The sequence below is a fragment of the Mesorhizobium delmotii genome, assembly GCF_900149755.1.
Taxonomy (GTDB): Bacteria; Pseudomonadota; Alphaproteobacteria; order Rhizobiales; family Rhizobiaceae; genus Mesorhizobium; species Mesorhizobium delmotii.
In genome coordinates, this window is sequence record NZ_FUIG01000103.1 from 79,528 (window position 1) to 101,831 (window position 22,304).

The 22,304-nt window shown below is 62.3% G+C and carries 22 protein-coding genes and 1 riboswitch; of the genes, 1 reads left to right on the plus strand and 21 read right to left on the minus strand.

Annotated elements, in window-relative coordinates; all coding sequences use genetic code 11:
* Positions 1-536: 536 nt before the first annotated feature.
* The 21 genes from BQ8482_RS36050 to BQ8482_RS36150 form a co-directional block, all read right to left on the minus strand.
* Positions 537-821 carry a DUF1467 family protein gene (locus tag BQ8482_RS36050; protein WP_123151860.1) on the minus strand — a complete coding sequence of 95 codons (285 nt, stop codon included), beginning with the start codon at positions 819-821 and terminating at the stop codon, positions 537-539.
* On the minus strand, positions 818-1,222 hold the full coding sequence (gene mce, locus BQ8482_RS36055) for a methylmalonyl-CoA epimerase (RefSeq protein ID WP_095494636.1): 405 nt from the start codon (positions 1,220-1,222) through the stop codon (positions 818-820). The genes BQ8482_RS36050 and mce overlap by 4 nt, the downstream gene beginning before the upstream one ends.
* 96 nt (positions 1,223-1,318) lie before the next feature.
* Positions 1,319-2,989: a ribonuclease J gene (locus tag BQ8482_RS36060; protein WP_123151861.1), complete on the minus strand. Its 1,671-nt coding sequence runs from the start codon at positions 2,987-2,989 to the stop codon at positions 1,319-1,321.
* 64 nt (positions 2,990-3,053) lie between these two features.
* Positions 3,054-3,875, minus strand: coding sequence for a biotin--[acetyl-CoA-carboxylase] ligase (locus tag BQ8482_RS36065; protein WP_123151862.1), 822 nt, complete (start codon positions 3,873-3,875; stop codon positions 3,054-3,056).
* Positions 3,876-3,879: 4 nt separating this feature from the next.
* The gene (nuoN, locus tag BQ8482_RS36070; RefSeq protein WP_095494639.1) at positions 3,880-5,316 is read right to left on the minus strand and encodes an NADH-quinone oxidoreductase subunit NuoN; all 1,437 of its coding nucleotides are present in this window, start codon (positions 5,314-5,316) and stop codon (positions 3,880-3,882) included.
* Positions 5,317-5,335: 19 nt separating this feature from the next.
* A complete protein-coding gene (locus BQ8482_RS36075; protein WP_123151863.1) occupies positions 5,336-6,832 on the minus strand; it encodes an NADH-quinone oxidoreductase subunit M in 1,497 nt (498 codons plus the stop codon).
* Positions 6,832-8,805 (minus strand): NADH-quinone oxidoreductase subunit L, encoded by a 1,974-nt coding sequence (gene nuoL / locus BQ8482_RS36080; RefSeq protein WP_123152088.1) that lies wholly within the window; start codon positions 8,803-8,805, stop codon positions 6,832-6,834. Before nuoL ends, BQ8482_RS36075 begins: the two co-directional genes overlap by 1 nt.
* Positions 8,806-8,816: 11 nt before the next feature.
* Positions 8,817-9,125: an NADH-quinone oxidoreductase subunit NuoK gene (gene nuoK, locus BQ8482_RS36085; protein WP_123151864.1), complete on the minus strand. Its 309-nt coding sequence runs from the start codon at positions 9,123-9,125 to the stop codon at positions 8,817-8,819.
* 7 nt (positions 9,126-9,132) lie between these two features.
* Complete coding sequence (locus BQ8482_RS36090) at positions 9,133-9,393, minus strand: hypothetical protein (RefSeq protein ID WP_123151865.1); 261 nt, start codon at positions 9,391-9,393, stop codon at positions 9,133-9,135.
* Positions 9,394-9,395: 2 nt separating this feature from the next.
* On the minus strand, positions 9,396-10,016 hold the full coding sequence (locus BQ8482_RS36095; protein WP_123151866.1) for an NADH-quinone oxidoreductase subunit J: 621 nt from the start codon (positions 10,014-10,016) through the stop codon (positions 9,396-9,398).
* 124 nt (positions 10,017-10,140) lie between these two features.
* Positions 10,141-10,632 carry an NADH-quinone oxidoreductase subunit NuoI gene (gene nuoI, locus BQ8482_RS36100; RefSeq protein WP_023798861.1) on the minus strand — a complete coding sequence of 164 codons (492 nt, stop codon included), beginning with the start codon at positions 10,630-10,632 and terminating at the stop codon, positions 10,141-10,143.
* Positions 10,632-11,675 carry an NADH-quinone oxidoreductase subunit NuoH gene (gene nuoH / locus BQ8482_RS36105; RefSeq protein WP_023798860.1) on the minus strand — a complete coding sequence of 348 codons (1,044 nt, stop codon included), beginning with the start codon at positions 11,673-11,675 and terminating at the stop codon, positions 10,632-10,634. The genes nuoI and nuoH overlap by 1 nt, the downstream gene beginning before the upstream one ends.
* Positions 11,676-11,677: 2 nt before the next feature.
* Positions 11,678-13,759: an NADH-quinone oxidoreductase subunit NuoG gene (gene nuoG, locus BQ8482_RS36110; RefSeq protein WP_123151867.1), complete on the minus strand. Its 2,082-nt coding sequence runs from the start codon at positions 13,757-13,759 to the stop codon at positions 11,678-11,680.
* 74 nt (positions 13,760-13,833) lie between these two features.
* On the minus strand, positions 13,834-14,523 hold the full coding sequence (locus BQ8482_RS36115) for an NADH-ubiquinone dehydrogenase (protein ID WP_123151868.1): 690 nt from the start codon (positions 14,521-14,523) through the stop codon (positions 13,834-13,836).
* A gap of 152 nt (positions 14,524-14,675) precedes the next feature.
* Positions 14,676-15,980 carry an NADH-quinone oxidoreductase subunit NuoF gene (nuoF, locus tag BQ8482_RS36120; protein WP_123151869.1) on the minus strand — a complete coding sequence of 435 codons (1,305 nt, stop codon included), beginning with the start codon at positions 15,978-15,980 and terminating at the stop codon, positions 14,676-14,678.
* Between the two features lie 10 nt (positions 15,981-15,990).
* A complete protein-coding gene (locus BQ8482_RS36125) occupies positions 15,991-17,322 on the minus strand; it encodes an NADH-quinone oxidoreductase subunit E (protein ID WP_123151870.1) in 1,332 nt (443 codons plus the stop codon).
* Positions 17,323-17,357: 35 nt separating this feature from the next.
* Entirely contained in the window at positions 17,358-17,783 is a 426-nt protein-coding gene (locus tag BQ8482_RS36130; protein ID WP_133254899.1) for a hypothetical protein, read from the minus strand.
* Positions 17,780-18,970, minus strand: coding sequence for an NADH-quinone oxidoreductase subunit D (locus tag BQ8482_RS36135; RefSeq protein ID WP_095494650.1), 1,191 nt, complete (start codon positions 18,968-18,970; stop codon positions 17,780-17,782). The genes BQ8482_RS36130 and BQ8482_RS36135 overlap by 4 nt, the downstream gene beginning before the upstream one ends.
* 9 nt (positions 18,971-18,979) lie before the next feature.
* A complete protein-coding gene (locus BQ8482_RS36140; RefSeq protein WP_123151872.1) occupies positions 18,980-19,582 on the minus strand; it encodes an NADH-quinone oxidoreductase subunit C in 603 nt (200 codons plus the stop codon).
* 5 nt (positions 19,583-19,587) lie between these two features.
* Complete coding sequence (locus tag BQ8482_RS36145) at positions 19,588-20,169, minus strand: NuoB/complex I 20 kDa subunit family protein (RefSeq protein ID WP_027156092.1); 582 nt, start codon at positions 20,167-20,169, stop codon at positions 19,588-19,590.
* Positions 20,160-20,525, minus strand: coding sequence for an NADH-quinone oxidoreductase subunit A (locus BQ8482_RS36150; protein WP_023798850.1), 366 nt, complete (start codon positions 20,523-20,525; stop codon positions 20,160-20,162). Before BQ8482_RS36150 ends, BQ8482_RS36145 begins: the two co-directional genes overlap by 10 nt.
* Positions 20,526-20,860: 335 nt before the next feature.
* On the opposite strand from BQ8482_RS36150, the gene BQ8482_RS36155 reads away from it, so the two are divergent.
* On the plus strand, positions 20,861-22,060 hold the full coding sequence (locus tag BQ8482_RS36155; protein WP_123151873.1) for a winged helix-turn-helix domain-containing protein: 1,200 nt from the start codon (positions 20,861-20,863) through the stop codon (positions 22,058-22,060).
* Between the two features lie 29 nt (positions 22,061-22,089).
* A riboswitch (cobalamin riboswitch) is annotated at positions 22,090-22,294 on the plus strand.
* Positions 22,295-22,304: the final 10 nt, after the last annotated feature.

Here is a 22,304-nt window from a genome sequence, read left to right on the forward strand (position 1 = left end):
CGCCGCAAAGGGTCCGCAGTGCCTCATCCGCCTTGCTGGTCGTTTCGCAAGCAACGCCTGCCATACTATTGTGCACTGCAGCACGAGATTGCTTATTTCCGGGCAAAATTCTGCGTGACATTTTCACCTGCCTTGGTCTAATGTGCCCCGATAACCGAGAGGGCGGAAAGAAATCTGCCCTCCTACGCGGTCAAAGTCTTGGGAGGATGCGATCTAGGCGCGGTTACTCGCTGCCGCCGGACACCGGAAACAGATCGGACGCGTTTAAATTGCAAGGCCTCGTGCCTTGCATTTTTTTTGTGCAATCATTTGGTTAGCACGACAAATTGCTAAACCACTTTACCTAAAGCGCCGCGTTTGACCGGCCCCATGCGACGCGCTTTAGGTTGCTGTTTTATGCATGTCGTTATCGCAAAACCGCTGCACACTTTTGCGCCGACATGCATTAGCGCCAGCACAGCGGGTTCGGAACCTGCATCGGCTTCCAGCCCGGATTGGTGCTCGCATACAAGATGTGGCCAGCCGTGCCCGGCGGTCTAATTTTCGGGTCTCTGGCTGAAATCCGGCACGATGTGCGGGATGTCGTCGATGCCGAGGCCGAGCCCCCTCGTAATGCCATAGAAGATGCCAAGAAGAACCATCGTGACGATCGTCGTCCGCAGCACGGCGCGCAGCATATGCGGTCCGCGCGGTGCGCTGGGTACCGTGCCCAGCGTCACGTCCTCATCCTCGTCCTGCGTCCTCAGACTGAACGGCAGGATGGCGAACAGCACCACCCACCATGTGATGAAGAACAGGGCGAGAAACGAAACCCAGCTCATGCTTGCTCCAGTTCGACCAGCGTGCCGAAGAAATCCTTGGGATGCAGGAACAGCACCGGCTTGCCATGCGCGCCGATCTTCGGGTCGGCGTCGCCAAGGACGCGGGCGCCGCTGGCCTTGAGGTGATCACGCGCGGCAAGAATGTCGTCGACCTCGTAGCAGACATGATGCATGCCGCCCGAGGGGTTCTTCTCGAGGAATGCCGCGATCGGCGAATCCTCGCCGAGCGGCTCCAGCAATTCGATCTTGGTGTTGCCGACATCAACGAACACCACCGTCACGCCATGCTCCGGCAGCGCCTGCGGCGCGCTCACCCGAGCGCCGAGGGTATCGCGATAGGCCGCCGTCGCCGCGGCCAGATCCGGCACGGCAAGCGCGACATGGTTCAGGCGTCCGAGCATAGGTTTTCCTCAGGGCAGTAAGGCAATAGGGCAGTATGGGAGTAGGGAAAAACTACTTCTCCCCCTACTGCCGTACTGCCCTACTCCCCTATTCCCTTACCTTGTGACGAACACCGTCACCAGCGGCTTCTTGCCCCAGGCTTCATTGGCGGCGCCGCGGACGGCGCGGCGCACTGCCTCCTGCACGAGGTCGAGATCTCTTCGGCGCTGACGGGGGATGGAGTCCACGGCGCCGATTGCCGCATCGATCATCAGGTCTTCCAGGCTCTCGCCGCGGGCATCGGCCTCGGCGACGCCGATGGCGACCAGATCGGGATCGCCGGCGAGCTCATACCTGTCGTCGAGCACGACATTAACCGCGACATGGCCGGCAAAGGACAGCTTGCGCCGGTCGCGAATGCCCATCGCCTGGTCAGTGCCGATCAGCCTGCCGTCCTTGTAGATGCGGCCGAACGGCACCTGGTCGATGATCGTCGCCGCACCGGGATAGAGCCGCAGCATGTCGCCGTCGCGGACCTGCGCCACCTGGCCGATGCCGGACACCGACATCAGCGACCCCTGCGCCACCAGATGCGCCGCCTCGCCATGCACCGGCACGCCGATCTGCGGGCGCACCCATTGATACATCTTGCGCAATTCGCTGCGACGCGGATGTCCGGAGACATGCACCAACGCATCGCCGTCCTCGATGATCTTGATGCCGAGATCGATCAGGCGGTTCTTGATCTCGAGAATCCCCTTCTCGTTGCCGGGGATGGTGCGCGAGGAAAACACCACCGTGTCGCCTGCCGTCAGCGACACCGATTTCATCTCGTCGCGCGACAGTTTTGCCAAGGCCGCAAGCGGCTCGCCCTGGCTGCCGGTGCAGATGATGACGAGGTTTTCGCGCGGGATGAAGCCAAAGTCCTCCTCGGCGATGAATTCGGGCAGCCCGTCCATATAGCCGAGCTCGCCGGCAACATCGATGACGCGCTTCAGCGAGCGGCCGAGCACCAGGCACTGGCGGCCGGCGTCGCGTGCCGCCTTGGCAATGGAGACGATGCGCCCGACATTGGAGGAAAAAGTGGTGACCGCGACCCGGCCCTTGGCGCTCTGGATGACGCCCTTGAGGCCCTCGCCCACCGCCACTTCCGACGGCGACTCCCCTTCCCGCAGCGCATTGGTGGAATCGCAGATCAGCGCCAGCACGCCGTTGTCGCCATAGGCGCGGAAGCGGGCCTCGTCGGTCATCGGCCCGATCGTCGGCGCAGGATCGATCTTCCAGTCGCCGGTATGGATGACGGTGCCGGCCGGCGAGGTGATCGCCAGCGACATCCGTTCGGGGATCGAATGCGCGACCGGGATGGCCTCGATCTCGAACGGGCCGACGCTGAATTTTTCGCCGGCGCGGTAGATCGTCACCGGGATTTTCGGTGCACCTTGCACGCCCTGCCGCTTGGCTTCCAGCAATCCAGCGCCGAACGGCGTCATCCAGACCGGCGCCTTGAGCTTCGGCCATGTGTCGAGCAGCGCGCCGTAATGGTCCTCATGCGCGTGCGTGATGACGATGCCGCGCAGATTGGCGATGTTCTCCTCGATGAAGCGCGTGTCTGGCAGCACCAGGTCGACGCCGGGCAGGCTGGCATCGGGAAAGGTGACACCGACATCGACGACGATCCATTCGCGCGCATTGGCCGGGCCGTAGCCATAGAGGGCGAAGTTCATGCCGATCTCGCCGACGCCGCCGAGCGGCACGAAGACGAGTTCGGCGTTTTCCGCTGTCGCCATGCTCTTTCCTTTCCTGGCCGGTCAAGCCAAGCCCTTCCAAACGGGGCCTGTCAAACCTGACCCGTCAAAACTGGGCCGACGCGACTGCACCGAAATGCACATCGCCGGCGGCGATCGTCAGAACCGAACCCTCATCGTCGCGGATCACGAAACGGCAGTCCTCGTCAATGGTCTCGAACGTGCCGCGCACCACATTACCGTCAATTCTGACAGCAACCTGCCCGCCAAGCCCTGCCGCGCGCGCCAGCCAGCGCCGCCTGACGGCGGAAAGCCCGCGCCCATCATTCCACAGCCGCGCATTCTCGCTCCAGGCATCCGACAGCGCCAGAAACAACGTCTCGGCATCGCAAGCAGCGCCCAGCGCCCTGAGCGATGTCGCCGGATAAGGCAAATCTTTGGGATAAGCCACAACATTGACACCGATGCCCACAGCCACCGCGAAGCGATCGCCTTCGAGTATCGCCGATTCCAGCAGGATGCCGGCAAGCTTGGCGCCGGAGGCGAGCACATCGTTTGGCCATTTCAGCTCGAAACGGCTTCTTCCATCGCTGCCGCCGTCGAGGCCGATTGCGATCCGGCCCTTCGGCACGACGGCGTCGAGCGCATCGGCCAGCGCCAGGCCGGCGACGAAGCCGAGCGTCGCAGCCAGGCGAAGCTCGGCATTGGTGACCACCAGCAGCGTCGCCGCCAGATTGCCCTCGGGCGTCGCCCAGACCCGGCCTCGCCGGCCACGACCGCTTTCCTGTTTTTTTGAAACGACCCAGAGCTTGCCCGGATCCCCCGCCCGCGCATGGTCCAGCGCCAGCGCATTGGTGGAAGCGACCGTGTCATGTGCCTCGAGCCGAAACCCTTCCGAGGCCGCTGTTGGAGCCAGCCGAAATGCCATCCCGTCAGAAAAATGTCTTGGCTGCGGCTTCGGCATAGGTGCCGATCGGCCCGCCGATCAGCACGTAGAACAGCACGAAGGCGCCGCAGACGCCGAGCACGACGCGAAGCTCGGTCGCCATCGGCACGAAGCCGCCGACCGGTTCGTCGAACCACATGATCTTGATGATGCGCAGATAATAATAGGCGCCCACCACCGAGGCCAGCACGCCGATGATCGCCAGCGCGTAGAGGTTGGCGTTGATGGCGGCGAGGAACACGTACCACTTCCCCCAGAAGCCGGCCAGCGGCGGGATGCCGGCCAGCGAGAACATCAGGATCGTCAGGATCGTCGCCATGATCGGATTGGTCGACGACAGGCCGGCGAGATCGCTGATCTGCTCGACATTGCCTTCCTTGCGCCGCATGGCGAGGATGAAGGCGAAGGTGCCGAGCGTCATCACCAGATAGATCAGCATGTAGATAGCGACGCCACGCACGCCGGCCTGGCTGTTGGCGGCGAGGCCGACCAGCGCGTAGCCCATATGGCCGATGGAGGAATAGGCCATCAGCCGCTTGATGTTGGTCTGACCGATGGCCGCGAAGGCGCCGAGCACCATCGAGGCGATCGAGATGAAGACGATGATCTGCTGCCAGTCGGCGGCGATCGGCTTGAACGCGCCCATGGTGACGCGCACGATCAGCGCCATCGCCGCCATCTTCGGCGCCGCGGCGAGAAAGGCCGTCACCGGCGTCGGCGCGCCTTCATAGACGTCGGGCGTCCACATGTGGAACGGCACCGCCGATATCTTGAAGGCGAGACCGGCCAGCACGAAGACCAGGCCGAAGACGAGGCCAAGCTGCCGCTCGCCGCCGCCCAGCGCCGTGGCGATTTCCTGGAACCCGGTGTTGCCGGTGTAGCCGTAGACGAGACTGATGCCGTAAAGCAGCATGCCCGACGACAGCGCGCCGAGGACAAAATATTTCAGTCCCGCCTCGGTCGAGCGCAGATTGTCCCGGTTGATCGCCGCCAGCACGTAGATCGCCAGCGACTGCAATTCGAGGCCGAGATAAAGCCCGATCATGCCGTTGGCCGAGATCATCAGCATCATGCCGAGCGTGCACAGCAGGATCAGCACCGGATATTCGAACTTGTCGAAATGCTCCGCCTTGGCAAAGCGCATCGACATGACCAGCGTCACCGCCGACCCGATCAGCGCCAGCACCTTCATGAAGCGGGCGAAGGGATCCTGGACGAAGGCTTCGCCGTAAGCGTTGCCCTGCCCGGTGGAAACGATCGTCCAGACGCCCGCAACCACCAGGAAGGCGACGGCAAGGCCGCTCACCGTGGTGGTGGTGTTGGCGCGCGAATAGGCGCCGAGCATCAGCAGCGCCAAGGCGCCGACGGCGAGGATCAGCTCTGGTGTCGACAGCGACAGGCTGGAGAGAAGGTCCGGCGTCATGGTTCGCAAAACCTCTCAGTCAGTTCGCCGCCGCGGTCTGCGCGGTGTCGATGGATGCGGTGACATTGGTAACGAGCGCCTTGACCGATTCGGCCGTCGCGTCGAAGACCGGCGCCGGGTAGACGCCGAAGAAGATGACCAGCGCGGCCAGCGGATAGATGATCACCTTCTCGCGCGCCGACAGGTCGAGCAGGCCTTTCAGGCTGTCCTTGGTCAGCGCGCCGAAGATCACCCGGCGATAAAGCCAGAGCGCATAGGCCGCCGACAGGATGACGCCGGTAGCGGCGAAGAACGCCACCCAGGTGTTGACCCGGAACACGCCGAGCATGGTCAGGAACTCGCCGACGAAGCCGCTGGTGCCGGGCAGGCCGACATTGGCCATGGTGAAGATCATGAACACGGTGGCGTATTTCGGCATGTTGTTGACCAGCCCGCCATAGGCGTCGATGTCGCGCGTGTGCATGCGGTCATAGATGACGCCGACGCAGAGGAACAGCGCGCCGGAGACCAGGCCGTGCGACAGCATTTGGAAGATCGCCCCCTGGACGCCTTCCTGGTTCATCGCGAAGATGCCCATGGTGACGAAGCCCATATGGGCGACCGACGAATAGGCGATCAGCTTTTTCATGTCCTCCTGCATCAGCGCCACCAGCGAGGTGTAGATGATGGCGACCACGGACAGCGCGAAGACCAGCGGCGCGAACATCTCCGAGGCGATCGGAAACATCGGCAGCGAAAAGCGCAGGAAGCCGTATCCGCCCATCTTGAGCAGGATGGCGGCCAGGATCACCGACCCGGCCGTCGGCGCCTCGACATGCGCGTCCGGCAGCCAAGTGTGCACAGGCCACATCGGCATCTTCACGGCAAAGGAGGCAAAGAAGGCGAGCCATAGCCAGGTCTGCATGGTGGCCGGGAAGTTGTGCGTCAGAAGCGTCGGAATGTCGGTGGTGCCGGACTGGAAGAACATCGCCATGATGGCGAGCAGCATCAGCACCGAGCCGGCCAGCGTGTAGAGGAAGAACTTGAACGAGGCATAGACGCGCCGCTTGCCCCCCCACACGCCGATGATGATGAACATCGGGATCAGGCCGGCTTCGAAGAAGACATAGAACAAAACGATGTCGAGCGCGCAGAACACGCCGATCATCAGCGTCTCCAGCAGCAGGAAGGCGATCATGTAGGCCTTGACGCGTTGCTCGATCGATTCCCACGAAGCCAGGATGCACAGCGGCATCAGGAAGGTGGTCAGGATGACGAACAGCATGGAGATGCCGTCGACGCCCATATGGTAGGAGATGCCGGAATCCAGCCAGGCAAACTTCTCGACGAACTGGAAGCCAGGCTCCGAATTGTCGAAGCCGGTCCAGATGAACAGTGAGATGATGAAGGTGATGCTCGTCGTCCACAACGCGATGGCGCGGATGTTGCGGCGGGCATTTTCGCTGTCGTCACGCACGAACAGGATGAGCAGCACACCAACCAGCGGCAGGAAGGTGACCAGCGAGAGGATCTTCATCAGAGCATCATCCAGGTGACGAGTGCGGCAACGCCGATCAGCATGGCGAAGGCATAGTGATAGAGGTAGCCGGTCTGCAGCTTGACGACCCGGTTGGTGACGTCGACCACGCGCGCCGAAACGCCGTCCGGACCAAGCCCGTCGATGACGGTGCCGTCACCGGTCTTCCACAGGAAGTGGCCGAGGCGTTTTGCCGGCCGCACGAACAGGAGGTCGTAGAGTTCGTCGAAATACCACTTGTTGAGCAGGAAGGCGTAGAGCCCGCGATGCTGCGCCGCCAAATTCTTCGGCATTTCCGGCGCGCGGATGTAGAATTGCCAGGCAATCGCAAAGCCGATCAGCATGGCGATGAACGGCGCCAGCTTCACCCATAACGGCACTTCGTGGATGTCGTGCAGAATATGGTTTTCCGGCAGCGTGAACAGCGACGCCTTCCAGAACTCGGCATAGCCCTCGCCGATGAAGGCGCCATGGAAGATCAGGCCGGCGAACAGCGAGCCCGCCGCCAGGATGAACAGCGGCACCAGCATGACCGGCGGCGATTCATGGACATGGTGCATCACCTCGTGGCTCGCCCGCGGCTGGCCGTGGAAGGTCATGAAGATCAGCCGCCAGGAATAGAAGCTGGTGAAGCAGGCGGCGACGACCAGCAGCACGAAGGCAAGGCCGGCGACCGGATTGTGCGCGGCAAAGGCGCTTTCGATGATCGCGTCCTTGGAGAAGAACCCGGCGGTGCCGATGACCGTCACCGGAATGCCGACGCCGGTCAGCGCAAGCGTACCGATCACCATCATCCAGTAGGTCTTCGGAATGAGCGTCCGAAGGCCGCCCATCTTGCGCATGTCCTGTTCGTCGGAGACGGCGTGGATTACCGATCCCGAGCCGAGGAACAGCAGCGCCTTGAAGAAGGCGTGCGTGAACAGATGGAAGATCGCCGCGCCATAGGCGCCGACGCCGAGCGCCACGAACATGTAGCCGAGCTGCGAGCAGGTCGAATAGGCGATGACGCGCTTGATGTCGTTCTGGACGAGGCCGACGGTCGCCGCGAAGAAGGCGGTGAAGGCGCCGATGAAGGTGACCACGATCAGCGCCGAATGCGACAGTTCGAACAGCGGCGACAGCCGCGCCAGCATGAACACGCCGGCCGTCACCATGGTGGCGGCATGGATGAGCGCCGAGACTGGCGTCGGGCCTTCCATGGCGTCCGGCAGCCAGGTGTGCAGCGGCACCTGGGCCGACTTGCCCATGGCGCCCATGAACAACAGCAGGCAGACGACGGTCATCGCAGCCTGCTTGTCGAGCGCATAGCCGAGAAAGGTCAGCACGGCAGCACCTTGCGGGGCGCCTTCGGCCGGAATGAACGTCGCCGCATTGGCGAAGATGGTGCCGAGATTGACCGAGCCGAACAGCACGAACACACCGAAGATGCCGAGCGCGAAGCCGAAATCGCCGACACGGTTGACGACGAAGGCCTTGATCGCGGCGGCATTGGCCGATGGCTTCTTGTACCAGAAGCCGATCAAGAGATAGGAGGCGAGGCCGACGCCTTCCCAGCCGAAGTACATCTGCACGAGGTTGTCGGCGGTCACCAGCATCAGCATGGCGAAGGTGAACAGCGACAGATAGGCGAAGAAGCGCGGCCGGTTCGGGTCGTGATGCATATAGCCGATCGAGTAGATGTGGACCAGCGCCGAGACCGTGTTGACGACAACCAGCATCACCGCGGTCAGCGTGTCGATCCTGAGCGCCCATGCGGCCTCTAACCCGCCCGACTGGATCCAGCGCAGCACCGGCACAGTGAACACCTCGCCCTCGCCGAAACCGACGGCGAAGAGGGCGACCCACGACAGCACGGCTGATATCACCAGGAAGCCGGAGGTGATGTATTCGGACGCCTTGGCGCCGAGCGACGTGCCGAACAGGCCGACGATCAGGAAGCCGAGCAGAGGAAGGAAGACGATGGCCTGATACATGGTGGTTTCCGTCAACCCTTCATCATGTTCACGTCTTCGACCGCGATCGAACCGCGGTTGCGAAAGAAGACGACGAGAATGGCGAGGCCGATCGCTGCTTCAGCCGCCGCGACCGTCAGCACGAACAGCGCGAACACCTGTCCGACGAGATCGCCGAGTGCTGCCGAGAAGGCGACGAAATTGATGTTGACCGCGAGCAGGATCAGCTCGATAGACATCAGGATGACGATGATGTTCCGGCGGTTGAGAAAAATGCCGAACACGCCGAGCGTGAATAGGATCGCCGATACGGTCAGAAAATGTGCGATGCCGACGACCATGGCCAAATCAAACCTTTCCCGGCGTTTGTTGAATGATTGAACGCGCAGATACGATGGCGTCCAACAGACTGTTTATTGCAGAAGCCTCGAAGGTGACTGTTGCATCATTCCGACCTGGTGCCTGCACGTAGGAAAAGTCCTGGCTCCTGATGTTAAGCGTCAATTTCCCATCGCGATTCCAGACAAATACCGACGCCTTTTTGGCGGAAGCAACTGACTTGGAGTAAATCTCCTCCCCCCAGTATTTTTTCTTCAAACGGTCGAACATTGTCAGATTCCTTCGCCCGTCTTGACCTTGCGGATTTCCATTCCCGTTGCCGGCGTGCGGCCGACCTGGGCGGCGATCGACTGCCGTTTGACGCCCGGCTTGTGGCGCAGCGTCAGCACAATGGCGCCGATCATGGCGACCAGCAGCACAAGGCCTGCAATCTGGAAATAGTAGAGGTAGTCCGTATAGAGGATGTCGCCGAGCGCTGCCGTGTTCGAGCGCGCGGCAAGGTCCGGAATGGGTTTTGCAACCGTCGCCGCCAGTTGCGGCGCGAACGTATAGCCGCCGAGCACCACGATCAGCTCAGCCGCCAGGATCAGCCCGACCAGCGCGCCGATCGGCGCGTATTGCAGGGCGCCTTCCTTCATTTCGGCGAAATCGACGTCGAGCATCATGACGACGAACAGGAACAGCACCATGACCGCGCCGACATAGACGACGAGCAGGATCATCGCCAGGAACTCGGCGCCGGTCAGCATGAACAGGCCTGCGGCATTGAAGAAGGTCAGGATCAGGAACAGCACCGAATGCACGGGATTGCGCGCCGAAATGACCATGAACGCCGACGCCACCGCGACAAAGGCGAAGAGGTAGAAAAAGGCCGCCTCTAGTCCATTCAGCATGGGTTCCCCCGGGGTTCCTGTCGGACCGGCTTTCGCACTGTCCGTTGTGTGCTTCGTTCCGCCTCCGGTGCCGAAGCCGCGTGTTCCTTAAACGAGGCCCTTCGCCTCGTCCATGCGTCAAATGTCAGCGGTACGGCGCGTCCAGCGAGATGTTGCGCGCCAATTCGCGCTCCCAGCGGTCGCCATTGGCCAGCAGCTTGTCCTTGTCGTAATAAAGTTCCTCGCGCGTCTCGGTCGCGAATTCGAAATTTGGCCCCTCGACGATGGCGTCGACCGGGCAGGCCTCCTGGCAGAAGCCGCAATAGATGCACTTCACCATATCGATATCGTAGCGCACGGTGCGGCGCGTGCCGTCGTTGCGGCGCGGGCCGGCCTCGATGGTGATCGCCTGCGCCGGGCAGATCGCCTCGCACAGTTTGCAGGCGATGCAGCGTTCCTCGCCGTTCGGATAGCGGCGCAGTGCATGCTCGCCGCGGAAGCGCGGGCTGGTCGGCCCCTTCTCGTGCGGATAGTTGATCGTCTCCTTCGGCGCGAAGAACTGGCGCATCGACAGGAAGAAAGCGCTGACGAAGTCCTGCAGGAGCAGCGATTTTGCGGCTTGGGCTAGAGCAGACATCACGCAAACCCCGTGATCTTGAGGAACGCGGCGACAATCACCACCATCGCCAGCGAGATCGGCAGGAAGACCTTCCAGCCAAGCCGCATCAGTTGGTCGTAGCGGTAGCGCGGCACGAAGGCCTTCACCATCGAGATCATGAAGAACACCAGGCAGACCTTGAGCACAAACCAGATCAGGCCCGGAACCCAGGTGAAGGGAGCGAAGTCGAAAGGCGGCAGCCAGCCGCCGAGGAACAGGATGGTGGCCAGCGCGCACATCAGCACGATGGCGACATATTCGCCGAGGAAGAAAAGCAGGAACGGCGTCGACGAATACTCGACCATATGGCCGGCGACGAGTTCCGATTCGGCTTCCACAAGGTCAAAAGGCGGGCGGTTCGTCTCGGCCAGCGCCGAGATGAAGAAGATGACGAACATCGGGAACAGCGACAGCCAATGCCAGTCGAGGAAGGTGTTGGGCAGGCCAACCCGCGTGCCCAGCCCATCCTGCTGCGACAGCACGATATCGGACAGGTTGAGCGAGCCGACGCAAAGCAGCACGGTGACGATGACGAAACCGATCGAGACTTCGTATGACACCATCTGCGCCGCCGAGCGCAACGCGCCGAGGAACGGATATTTCGAGTTGGACGCCCAGCCGCCCATGATCACGCCATAGACCTCGAGCGAGGAAATGGCGAAGACATAGAGGATGCCGACATTGACGTTGGCGATCGCCCAGCCCTCATTGACCGGAATGACAGCCCAGGCCGAGATCGCCAGCACCGCCGAAACCAGCGGCGCCAGCAGAAAAACGCCCTTGTTGGCGCCGGACGGAATCACCGGTTCCTTGAACACGAACTTCAGAAGGTCGGCGAAAGCCTGCAGCGTGCCCCATGGGCCGACGACGTTGGGGCCGCGGCGCAGCTGCACCGCCGCCCAGATCTTGCGGTCCGCATACAGGATGTAGGCGACGAAGATCAACAGCACGACAATCAGCACGACTGACTTCAGCAGGATGAGCAGCGCCGGCAGCACGTAGAAGGAGAAGAAGGTGTCCATGCTTATTCCGCCGCCTGCCTGAAGCCGTTTTTCGCCAGCGCCGAGCATTCCGCCATCACCGCGGAAGCCCGCGCGATCGGGTTGGTCAGGTAGAAATCCTTAACCGGCGAGGTGAAGCTGCCCTTGTTAAGCCGCCCGCCGAGCTTCGCCACCCTGGCGACATCGTCAGCGTTGCCGGCCGCGACCTGGTCGATGCGGGCAAGATGCGGGTATTCGCCATAGAGTTTTGCGCGAAGCTGCGGCAGTGAATCGAACGACAATCTCTTGCCCAACACATCCGACAGCGCCCGCAGGATCGCCCAGTCCTCGCGCGCATCGCCCGGCGCGAAGCCGGCACGGTTGGTCTGCTGCACGCGGCCCTCGGTGTTGACGTAGGTGCCCGACTTTTCGGTATAGGCGGCGCCCGGCAGGATGACGTCGGCGCGGTGCGCACCGTGGTCGCCATGGGTGCCGATATAGACGACGAAGGCGCCGCCGGTCTTGGCCATGGCGATCTCATCGGCGCCGAGCAGGAACAGCACGTCCATGTCGCCCAGCATGCCGGCGACGTTCTTGCAGCCCTCGCCCGGCACGAAGCCGACATCAAGACCGCCGACACGCCCCGCCGCAGTGTGCAGCACGGCAAAGCCGTTCCAGTCGGCTCTCGCGGCATTGACGGCCAGGCTAAGCTTCGCCGCCTGGCCGAGCACGGCCGCGCCATCCGAGCGTGCCAGCGCACCTTGGCCGACGATAACAAGCGGATGCGTCGCCTTCTTCAGCACCTGGAAGAACTTGCCATTGCCGTCGGCCAGATCCTTCAGCGATTCCGTTCCGGCGCCGAGCTGCTCATAATCGTAGCGCGTATCGCCGACATCGCCGATGACGCCGACCGGCAGGTTGCCGACCCGCCAGCGCTTGCGGATGCGAGCGTTGAGCAAGGACGCTTCGAAGCGCGGATTGGCGCCAATGATCAGCACCGCGTCCGCCTGCTCGATGCCCTCGATGGTCGGGTTGAAGATATAGCTTGCCCGGCCGAGCGACGGATCGAGCGCGGCACCATCCTGGCGGCAGTCGGTGTTCTTCGAGCCGAGCGAGGCCATCAGCAGCTTCAGCGCATAGATCTCCTCGACGGCGGCAAGATCGCCTGATATGGCGCCGATCTTGTCGGGTGCGGTCCTCGACACCGCTTCCTTGATCGCGGAGAAAGCCTCGGCCCAGCTTGCCGGGGCCAGCTTGCCGTTCTTGCGTACGTATGGCCGGTCGAGGCGCTGGGTGCGCAGACCGTCCCAGATGAAGCGGGTCTTGTCGGAAATCCACTCCTCGTTCACCGCCTCGTTGGTACGCGGCAGGATGCGCATCACCTCGCGGCCTCTGGAATCGACGCGGATCGCCGAGCCGACGGCGTCCATGACGTCGATGGATTCGGTCTTAGTCAGTTCCCACGGCCGCGCCTGGAAGGCGTAGGGTTTGGAGGTCAGCGCACCGACCGGGCAAAGGTCGATGACGTTACCCTGCAGTTCCGAGGTCATCGCGCTTTCGAGATAGGTGGTGATCTCGGCGTCCTCGCCGCGGCCGATCAGGCCGAGCTCTGAAATACCGGCAATTTCGGTGGTGAAGCGGACGCAGCGCGTGCAATGGATGCAGCGGTTCATGATCGTCTTGACCAGCGGCCCGATATATTTGTCTTCGACCGCCCGCTTGTTCTCGTGATAGCGCGAGGAATCGACGCCGAACGCCATCGCCTGGTCCTGCAGGTCGCACTCGCCGCCCTGGTCGCAGATCGGGCAATCGAGCGGATGGTTGATCAGCAGGAATTCCATCACGCCTTCCCTGGCCTTCTTGACCATCGGCGTGTTGGTGAAGATTTCCGGCGTTTCGCCATTCGGTCCCGGGCGCAGATCGCGCACGCCCATGGCGCAGGATGCCTGCGGCTTGGGCGGCCCGCCCTTCACCTCGATCAGGCACATGCGGCAATTGCCGGCGATCGAAAGCCGCTCATGGAAGCAGAAGCGCGGCACTTCCGCGCCGGCGTCCTCGGCTGCCTGCAGCAGCGTGTAGTGGTCGGGTACAGTAATCTCTTTCCCGTCGACCTTGAGCTTTGCCATGTCGTCTCAAACCCCTGCGGACATTCCGCAATCTTTCTTTCCGGGCGCAGCCGAAACCGCGCCCGGCATTGAATTCAATGTTTGGCCGCGGCCAGCACCGCCGCCTGGCCAAGCCAATTGTCGCGACCGACGCGGCCCTTGAATGACAGATAATCGTCAACCCAGGCGATCTCTTCCGGCGTCCATGCCGCGATCTGGCCGTACGTCCAGATGCCCAAGCCGTTCAGCACCTCTTCCAGCTTCGGCCCGATGCCCGATATCGCCTTGAGGTCGGCCGGATTTGCCGGACGATCCATGGCTTTGGGCTGCTTGAAGTCCTCCGGCATCAACCCGGCCGGTGCGGCGGCCGCATCCACCACGCTGCGTGCATCATCCATGCTGCTCGCGGCTATGTCGTTCACGTCCCTGGCGAAGGACTGCGCCTCGGCAATCAAGGTTTTCGTCGCCGCGCGCGCCTTGGTCGAGGAGCTCGTCCCTGTCTGCGAAAAGCGTTCGATCCTGGCATCGAAATCGTCGACCATCGGCTGGAAGAGCCGCTGCGAGGCCTCGGCGGCACCCGAGAGCACGCCCATCCATACCCCAAAGGCGTGATTGGCAAGCCCGATGCCAAGCGCCGACATCGCTGCCGCACCCGCGACAGGGTGCGCCAGGAGATTGACGGCGCTGGCCATCTCCTTCGGCATCATCCTGGTCAGGTCCTGGTTCATTTTTTCGAACGGGTCCAAATCTGGCATCAAATGATCGAGTCTCGAATTCAGCGACATAGGTGGTCTCCTGGTCGTTTCTTCCGTATGCCCCGGCCTGTTTCCTCAAATCGGGCACTTGCCCGTATTTCAAATTGGGCATTTGCCCGTATTTCAAATCGGGCAGTCGCCCGAATTCCAACCGGGCACTCGCCCGTATTTCGAATTCGTCTCTATTCCGCAGCCACCATCACCGGCTCTGCGCGGTGCGCGTTGCGGGAAAACTCGTCGATACGCCGCTCCACCTCGCCACGGAAATGCCGCATCAGGCCTTGGATCGGCCATGCCGCCGCATCGCCCAGCGCGCAGATCGTGTGGCCTTCGACCTGTTTGGTCACGTCGAGCAGCATGTCGATCTCACGCTTCTGCGCTTCGCCGCGCACCAGCCGCTCCATCACCCGCCACATCCAGCCGGTGCCTTCGCGGCACGGCGTGCACTGGCCGCAGCTCTCGTGCTTATAGAAGTAGGAAAGCCGCGCAATCGCCTTCACGACATCGGTCGATTTGTCCATGACGATGACAGCCGCCGTGCCAAGGCCCGATTTCAGGTCGCGCAGCGCATCGAAATCCATCGGTGCGTCGATGATCTGCTCCGCCGGCACCAGCGGCACCGAAGCGCCGCCCGGAATGACCGCCAGCAGATTGTCCCAGCCGCCGCGAATGCCGCCGCAATGCGTCTCGATCAGTTCGCGGAACGGGATCGACATCGCTTCTTCGACGGTGCACGGATTGTTGACGTGGCCGGAGATGCAGAACAGCTTGGTGCCGACATTGTTGGGCCGGCCGAAGGACGAGAACCAGGCCGCGCCACGGCGCAAAATGGTCGGCGCCACGGCGATGGACTCGACATTGTTGACCGTCGTCGGGCAGCCATAGAGGCCGACATTGGCCGGAAATGGCGGCTTCAGCCGCGGCTGGCCCTTCTTGCCTTCGAGGCTTTCGAGAAGCGCCGTTTCCTCGCCGCAGATGTAGGCGCCGGCGCCATGATGCATGTAGATGTCGAAATCGTAGCCGGACGTGTTGTTCTTGCCGATCAGCTTGGCCTCATAGGCCTCGTCGATGGCGCGCTGCAGCGCCTCGCGCTCGCGGATGAACTCGCCGCGCACATAAATGTAGGCGGCGACCGCGCCCATGGCGAAGCCGGCGATCAGGCAGCCCTCGACCAGCGTGTGTGGGTCATGGCGCAAAATGTCGCGGTCCTTGCAGGTGCCGGGCTCGGATTCGTCGGCATTGACGACGAGATAGCTCGGCCGGCCGTCGCTCTGCTTGGGCATGAACGACCATTTCAGCCCGGTCGGGAAGCCGGCGCCGCCGCGGCCGCGCAAGCCTGATGCCTTCATCTCGTTGACGATCCAGTCGCGCCCCTTGGCGATGATGCCGGGCGTGTTGTCCCAGGCGCCGCGCGCCATCGCGCCGGCCAGCGACTTGTCGAAGCGGCCGTAGATGTTGTTGAAGATGCGGTCTCTGTCCTGAAGCATTGTTCGTTCCTCAGACCGGTTTCTTGCCGAAGACGCGGAAATATTCGGCGATCCCGCCCTTGGCGAGCGCCTTGGCCTGCTTGACCCAGTCTTCGCGCTCGATGCGGCCGTGGAAGCTGAGATAGCCGTCAACCCACTCGCGCTCGGCCTTCTTCCAAGACGCGACTTGCGCGTAAGTGAAGATGCCAAGCGAATGCAGGATGCCCTCGATCTTCGGACCGACGCCTGAGATCAGCTTGAGATCGTCGACCAATGCCGGCCTTGCGATGCCGGCCGGCCGGTTCTTGTCCTCGAGCGAAGGCTTGGCAGGCTTGGCATTGGTCGTCTTCGCGGCGGCCGTCTTACTGGCAGCGCCGAGCTGCGTGCCCTTGGCTTCCGGCGCCTTGAAAGCGGCCGCTGGTTCAGCCTTGATTATGGGACCGCTGCGCTGTTTCAAAACCTTTTCGACTTCCGGCGCGGCCTTGTTGGCGTTGGCGGCCGAATGCCGCGGTGCGGCGACGCTCGCCGCCTTTTCCGTCTCTGGTGCCACCTTGACTGGCGAAGGCGACTTCAGCGCCGGGCTGGTTTCGGGCGCATCGGTCTTCGGCTTGCTGGCCTTCGACGGCGCAACGGGGCCGGCCGGTGCCTGGGCCGGAGCGGCTGGCGTCGCGACAATTGCCGCTGGCGCTGCCTCCCTGGCTGCCTTGGCGGCTGCCTTGGCTTCCCTGTCGCGGGTCGTCTTCAGGATCGCCTTTTCGTTCTTCAGCGTCGTCAGGCCGGTGATCGGCTCGGAGGTGATGCGGCCGTTCTGCGGCCCCGGCTTCACCGAGGCACCCTTGCCGGCGTCATAGAGATCGATGATCTCGGCAAGCCGCTCTGGAGTCAGGTCCTCGAACGTGTCCTTGAAAATCATCACCATCGGCGCGTTGACGCAGGCGCCAAGACATTCGACCTCTTCCCACGACAGCGTGCCCTTGTCGTTGGTGTGGAACTGGTCGTGATGGATCTTCGAGCGGCACACGTCCATCAGTGCTTCCGAGCCGCGCAGCATGCAGGGCGTGGTGCCGCAGACCTGGATATGCGCGCGGGTGCCGACCGGATTAAGCTGGTACTGCGTGTAGAAGGTCGCGACTTCGAGCCCCCTGATGTAGGGCATGTCGAGCATGTCGGAGATCGTCTCGATCGCCGCCTTGGTCACCCAGCCTTCCTGCTCCTGCGCCAGCATCAGCAACGGGATGATCGCCGACTGCTCGCGGCCCTTCGGATACTTCTTGATCCATTGCTTCGCCGCTGCCGCATTCGCCCGGTTGAAGGCGAAGGCGGCTGGCTGGAGGCTGGCTTCTGCGAGACGGCGGACTGACATCTAGCGATCGACCTCACCAAACACGTATAGGTTCGTCATCTTGCTGCAGCCTCCTTACAAAGTTTCGCCGTACCGTCGAAACAATGGAAAGTCGGCGAATTTGTCATGACAGGCGGGCAAACGCCGGACTTGCCAGTCAATCGAGCGACTAGCCGCACGAGCCCTGCTTTGCCGGAAGCGGCTGCTGATACTTCCGCCTTAGAGAAACTCGCGCCATCCGGCGCTGCGACGCTACACTCGCACGTATCTCTCTTGAAATAGAAAGCATCGACATCGGCAGATTCAGCTGTCGCACTTTCTTGCATGCCAAGCGTGACGTAGCTCAGCTTGAAGTGCTGCTTCACGAGATCGGAAGCATCGATAGACGCCCCGCACTCGAATGCATATGCAGGGTGCAATGCGACAGCAGTGAAGATTAACACAGCAGTGAAGATCAACATTGGGCTCAGAAGGCGAATCACCGATCGACCTCCCCGAACACGATATCGAGTGAACCCAACACAGCGGTGACGTCGGCCAGCATGTGGCCGCGGCACAAAAAGTCCATGGCCTGCAGATGCGCAAAGCCCGGCGCTCGCAGCTTGCAGCGATAGGGCTTGTTGGTGCCGTCCGAGACCAGATAGACGCCGAACTCGCCCTTCGGCGCTTCAACGGCCGCATAGACCTCGCCCGCCGGCACGCGGTACCCCTCGGTGTAGAGCTTGAAGTGATGGATCAGCGCTTCCATCGAGCGCTTCATTGCCGCGCGCTTTGGCGGCACCACTTTGCCGTCGAGGTTTGACACCGGCCCCGTGCCTTCTTTGCCGAGCAGCAGGTCGACACATTGGCGCATGATCTTCGCCGACTGGCGCATCTCTTCCATGCGTACGAGGTAACGGTCGAAACAGTCGCCGTTCTTGCCGATCGGAATGTCGAAATCCATCTCGGCATAGCATTCATAGGGCTGCGACTTGCGCAGATCCCAGGCGACGCCGGATCCGCGCACCATGACGCCCGAAAAGCCCCACGCCCAGGCATCGGCCAGCGAGACGGTGCCGATATCGACATTGCGCTGCTTGAAGATGCGGTTGCCGGTCAGCAGTGCGTCGAGATCGTCGAGCGATTTCAGGAACGGGTCGATCCAGTTGCCGATGTCCTCGACCAGCTGCTGCGGCAGATCCTGGTGGACGCCGCCGGGCCGGAAATAGGCCGCATGCATGCGCGAGCCGCTGGCCCGCTCATAGAACACCATGAGTTTTTCGCGCTCGACGAAGCCCCACAGAGGCGGCGTCAGCGCGCCGACATCCATCGCCTGCGTCGTCACATTGAGGATGTGCGACATGATGCGGCCGATCTCGCAGTAAAGCACGCGGATCAGCTGGCCGCGCTTTGGCACTTCGATGCCGAGCAGCCGCTCGGCGGCCAGCGCAAAGGCATGCTCCTGGTTCATCGGCGCGCAATAGTCGAGCCGGTCAAGATAGGGCACGGCCTGCAGATAGGTCTTGGCTTCGATCAGCTTTTCGGTGCCGCGATGCAACAGCCCGATATGCGGATCGACGCGATCGACGACTTCGCCGTCCAACTCAAGAACCAGCCTCAAAACACCATGCGCTGCAGGGTGTTGAGGTCCAAAATTGATGTTAAAATTACGGACGGAAGTTTCAGCCATTTTGGCGTCTCAATTCGTCTTGGCTTTTTCGTCGCCTGGAAGGACGTAATCCGTCCCCTCCCAAGGGCTGAGAAAATCGAAATTGCGGAATTCCTGCTTGAGTTCGACCGGCTCGTAGATGACGCGCTTGGCCTCGTCGTCGTAGCGCACCTCGACGAAACCGGTCAGCGGGAAATCCTTGCGCAGCGGATGACCCTCGAAGCCGTAATCGGTCAGAATCCGCCTGAGATCGGGATGACCCGAAAACAGCACGCCATAGAGATCGTAGGTTTCGCGTTCGAACCAGTCGGCGCCGGGATAAACGCCGGTGATCGACGGCACCACCGTCTCCTCGTCGGCCTGGACCTTGATGCGGATGCGAATATTCTGCTTCGGCGACAGCAGGTGATAGACGACGTCGAAGCGCTTGGCCCGCGACGGATAATCGGCGCCGCAGACGTCGATGATCGAGATGAACTGGCATTTTGGATCGTCGCGCAGGAAGGTCACCACCTCGATCAGATCGTGCGGCTCGACAGAGATGGTGAGTTCGCCATAGGCAAACACCGCATCGCCGATCCGGCCGCTCAGCTTCTCGCCGAGATAGGTCGAGAGTTCATTCAGGCTCATCATCCCGCTCACCGCTCGATCGTGCCGGTGCGGCGGATCTTCTTTTGCAGCAGAAGGATGCCGTAGAGCAGCGCTTCCGCACTGGGCGGACAGCCGGGCACGTAGATGTCGACAGGCACGACGCGATCGCAGCCGCGTACCACCGAATAGGAGTAGTGGTAATAGCCGCCGCCATTGGCGCAGGAGCCCATCGAGATGACGTAGCGCGGCTCCGGCATCTGGTCATAAACCTTGCGCAGCGCCGGCGCCATCTTGTTGGTCAGCGTGCCGGCGACGATCATGATGTCGGACTGGCGCGGCGACGCGCGCGGCGCGACGCCGAAACGCTCGCTGTCATAGCGCGGCATCGAGGTGTGGATCATCTCGACCGCGCAGCAGGCAAGACCGAAGGTCATGAACATCAGCGAGCCGCTACGCGCCCAGGTGATCAGCGCCTCGGTCGAGGTGACGAGAAAGCCCTTGTCGGCCAGCTCGTTGTTGATCTCGAGGAAGAAAGGATCATTCGCCCCCACCGGCTTTCCGGTGCTGGGGTCGAGAATGCCCTTTGGCTTCGGCGCGACGAGCGTGCCGGAATTGTCGCTCAATCCCATTCCAGCGCTCCTTTCTTCCATTCATAGGCAAAGCCGATGGTCAGCACCGCCAAAAACACCATCATCGACCAGAAACCGAGCATGCCGATCTGGCTGAAAGACACTGCCCACGGAAACAGGAAGGCCACCTCCAGATCGAAGATGATGAACAGGATCGACACCAGGTAGAAACGGATGTCGAACTTCATGCGGGCGTCATCGAACGAGTTGAAGCCGCATTCATAGGCGGAAAGCTTTTCCGGATCGGGGTTGCGGTAGGCCACCAGGAAGGGTGCGGCAAGCAGCGCCAGGCCGACGACCAGCGCCACGCCGATGAACAGGACGATGGGCAGGTACGAACTCAACAATGCGTTCATGCTGCAGCTTTCCGTTGGCGGCCAATCCACTCTGATTACAGCACCGGACCCACTTGCGGAAGCGTGACAGTTTAACCACTGAACCGTTTTAGGGGGCTCTATGCTGCAATGCGGCGAGGGTTAGCGCAGGGCTTTCGGCGAAGCAAGTCAAACCTTGTTCAAAACACGGTGCTGAACGGCATATCCGGATAAACTGGTCTGATCCGCTCCTGTTTGATTTCCTTCACCTTTTACTCCACTTTTCTCTCCTGACATAGATGCCGCCACAACCCTGCTAGCATGACGCGGAATCATTCGCCCGAACCTTGGTTGAACGCCAACAGAGTGCCGTCTGCATGAAGGACAAAATCCCGCTCGCCATGGCCCGGCGCATCGCGCTTGCCGCCCAGGGGTTTGCCGATCCTCGCCCTAACAGCACGCCCAATCGCCGCCATCTGGCCCGTGTGCTTGGCCGGACCGGCCTGCTGCAGATCGATTCCGTCAGCGCGGTGGTGCGTGCCCACTATATGCCGCTTTATTCGCGGCTTGGCCCCTACCCGCTTGCGCTGCTCGACAACGCCGCCGTGACGCGTAAGCGCACGGTCTTCGAATATTGGGCGCACGAAGCCTCCTTTCTGCCGGTCGAAACCTATCCGCTGATGCGCTGGCGCATGGAGCGGGCCGAACGTGGCGAGGAAATGTATAACGGACTGGCCAAGTGGGGCCGCGAACGCGCCGCCTACATTGAAGACATTTATCGCGAGGTCGTCGAACGAGGGCCGGTCGCCGCATCCGCCCTCGAAGGCCAGAAGGGAAACGGCGGCTGGTGGGGCTGGAGCGACGCCAAGCACGCTTTCGAATGGCTGTTCTGGGCCGGCCGTATCACCACGGCGTCGCGTCGTGGCTTCGAGCGGCTTTACGATCTGCCGGAGCGCGTGCTGCCGCCGGCAGTACTTGCTTTGCCGGTGCCCTCCCCGGAGGATGCGCACCGCGAATTGCTGCGCATCTCCGCCCGCGCCCACGGCGTCGCGACAGCGGGCGACCTGCGCGACTATTTCCGCCTCTCTCCCGCCGACATCAAGGGCCGCATCGAGGAACTGGTCGAGGCAGGCGACCTTTTGCCGGTTCGCGTCGAAGGCTGGGACAAGCCTGCCTATCTTCATAAGGACGCCCGTTTTCCGCGCAAGATCGAGGCGCGCGCCTTGCTCGCTCCGTTCGATCCCGTCGTCTTCGAGCGGGCGCGCACGGAAAGACTGTTCGACTTCCGCTATCGCATCGAGATCTACACCCCTGCCGAAAAGCGCCAATACGGCTATTATGTGCTGCCGTTCCTGCTCGGCGACAGGATCGTGGCGCGCATCGACCTCAAGGCCGACCGCCCCGCCGGCGTGCTGCGCGTCCATGCCGCCTATGCCGAGCCCGGCGCCCCGCCGCAAACCGCCGCCGAGCTTTTCGACGAGTTGAAGCTGATGCAGGGTTGGCTCGGCCTGGAACGCATCGAGGTGGCGCCGGCCGGTGATCTGGGTTCGGCTCTCGCCGACATTGCCGCGTCGTAGACGTGCGTTGACACGACTGCCTGCACAAGCCTAAATCCGGTTCAGACGGTCTCCTCTCGGCAAAGGGAGGAGCCAAGAGGGAATGCGGTGCGAAATCCCCGATTTCAAATCCGCGGCTGTCCCCGCAACTGTAAGCGACGAGCCAAGGCCGAAAACCACTGGGACGGTCCCGGGAAGGCGGCACCAAGGCGATGACCCGCGAGCCAGGAGACCTGCCGTCTAGGACATAAGAATCCGATCGCCT